The sequence below is a fragment of the Sulfuricurvum sp. genome (assembly GCF_049305995.1).
In the GTDB taxonomy this organism is placed as follows: Bacteria; Campylobacterota; Campylobacteria; order Campylobacterales; family Sulfurimonadaceae; genus Sulfuricurvum.
Genome location: NZ_JBAQPS010000341.1, coordinates 1 through 2,314 on the forward strand (window position 1 = coordinate 1; position 2,314 = coordinate 2,314).

At 37.7% G+C, this 2,314-nt stretch carries 3 protein-coding genes; all 3 read right to left on the reverse strand.

The features are described from left to right. Positions 1 to 85 precede the first annotated feature (85 nt). Positions 86 to 871, reverse strand: coding sequence for an indole-3-glycerol phosphate synthase TrpC (gene trpC, locus WA010_RS11590; RefSeq protein ID WP_422557272.1), 786 nt, complete (start codon positions 869 to 871; stop codon positions 86 to 88). After that, positions 871 to 2,127, reverse strand: a complete 1,257-nt coding sequence (locus tag WA010_RS11595) for a hypothetical protein (RefSeq protein WP_422557273.1) — start codon at positions 2,125 to 2,127, stop codon at positions 871 to 873. Before WA010_RS11595 ends, trpC begins: the two co-directional genes overlap by 1 nt. After that, positions 2,120 to 2,314: YkgJ family cysteine cluster protein (locus WA010_RS11600; RefSeq protein ID WP_422557274.1), on the reverse strand; the 195-nt coding region annotated here is incomplete at its 5' end. The genes WA010_RS11595 and WA010_RS11600, both read right to left, overlap by 8 nt.

The window sequence follows — 2,314 nt, forward strand, 5'->3', positions numbered from 1 at the left end:
TTCTTACCCCTTAATTATTAGGACTAGGTCAATGATATCCTAAACTAATCTCAAGGGTTGCTTAAAAAACATTCAAAAGTTGTTTTTATCCATTTTTAAGTGTATGAAGTGCACTTTCTACATCATCTTGACGCATCAAAGATTCACCGACCAAAAATGCATCGACTCCTGCTTTGTTTAAATCCTCTAGCTGACCATGTTCATAAATACCACTTTCAGCTATAATAATTTTACCATTCGGGATAAGAGGGATAAGATCATAGCTGAGATTCATATTCATCTCAAATGTCTGGAGATTACGGTGATTGATTCCGATAATATCAGCTCCGGCATAAATCGCTTTGGTAAGTTCAGCTTTATCGTGAATCTCTACCAATGCTTCCATCCCTAAATGACGAGTATAATTCAGAAGTTCTTTAAGCTCATCTTTGGTGAGAGCCGCTGCAATCAAAAGAACAAAATCGGCTCCATACACAAGCGCTTCGAGGAGTTGGTATTTGGAGATGATAAAATCTTTGCGTAGAAGCGGGATACTCACATAACGGCGAATCTCTGCAAGATAATCGAGATTACCCTGAAAGAAGTGCGGTTCAGTGAGGATCGAAATAGCGTTCGCACCACCCCGTTCATACGCCTGTGCGATAGCGATAGGATCAAAATCTTCGCGGATTACACCGCGCGAAGGGGAAGCTTTTTTCACTTCGCTGATGATGCGATACGGTTCCTCTAGTGTCGAGGTAAGGTACGATCGTACATCGCGTGGTGCACGAGCGTTAAACGCGAGTGAACGCCCGAGCCAATCCATACTGAACTTGGCTTCCCGCTCTTTTAAATCTTCTTTGGTTTTTTTGATGATGTCGTCTAAAATCATTAATTTTTCTCCTTGGTTTTACACTGTTCTATTGCTTTGAGATGATCTTTCACCTCTTGTTCATCACTGCCAATCATCGATTCGACCTGTTTAATTAAACGTAATGCATCCATACACTCATTTAATTTATAATGACCCCACGCCAATGAGTCAATGTAAAACGGCGAATCGGGTTGTTTATCGAGAGCTCTGCGAACGTACCCCATACCCTCTTTTACGTTGATATCATGATCAATCATTAAATATCCAAGATAGTTGAGATACAGCGGCTCTTCCAAATCGGAAACTGCTTTTTTAAGTTCATTCATCACCTGTGCGACCATTATAGGATCTTTTCGATTACTTGCACTTTCATATTTAAATACAGCACTTTGCGCAAGATAAAGAGGATTATTTTCTCTCTCATACAATGTTTGTGCTAACATAGACGCTTTATCATATACTTTTATCTTAATATACAAGTCAAGCAAAAGAGGTTCATTCAGATGCGATTTTTCTAATAACATTATCATTTTTGAGATATCTTGCTGATACAAATAAATTTTTAATGCTTCTTCTGCACATGACACATCTTTAAAAGTATCATATGTTTGTTCATACATTATTACAGCATCATTCAACTGCCCACTATCTGCATACAAACTGCTAATTCGTTTACCAAGTCTTTGACTCATTCCATGCGTCCCGATATGCTCTTTTAAAAATTTGATTGCATCATTTTTTTCATTCAGCTGCGTGTATTGAACCAAAGCAATTCGTTCGGCAACCACATCATCATAATCGAGCATGTATGCTTTTTTAAGATTCAATACACCACCCCTATAATCTCCAAGTTTTAAACGTGATTCAGCATAAAGTAAATAATCTGGAGCTTTTTTACTAATTTCACTCAAAGCTGACGCTTTTTGAGATGCTTCTCCAAAATTACCTTTTTTAAGCAAAGCAATGATTTCAAAACGTTTTAATGTTTGATCTTCGGGAAATTTAATACGTTCAGATATCGTCTTCCCTAAAAGAGTTTGAACCTCATTAGCTTGTTCTAACATTCGTAGGGATTGATAAAGATACTCTTTTTTAGAAGTTTGCTTATAAAGTTCATCAAAAAAATCAGACGCTTGATGATATTGTTGATGTACCTGAGCATCAAGTGCGTATAAAATAAAGGTATCTTCCAATAATTTTGCATTATGTGCCGTTTTTGGTGCCCCATAGGCGCACGAGAAAATAAGGGTTAAAATTGTGATAAATTTATTCATGAATAATCCCAGGACATTCTTGCTTTAGTTCATCAATACGGTGGCGAAAGTAATCCCAAAACGGAAACGTTCGGCACTGCAACGGACGCGCTTGGTAAATACTACACCCATTTAGTGAACGATCGAAAAATACACAATCATACGAGCCGTTTACTTTTTTCTCTTTGAGCGAAAACCGGAACCCCTC

Bases quoted from the DNA above. Each gene is read 5' to 3' on its own strand.
- trpC (WP_422557272.1), bottom strand. From the start codon at position 871: ATGATTTTAGACGACATCATCAAAAAAACCAAAGAAGATTTAAAAGAG.
- WA010_RS11595 (WP_422557273.1), bottom strand. From the start codon at position 2,127: ATGAATAAATTTATCACAATTTTAACCCTTATTTTCTCGTGCGCCTAT.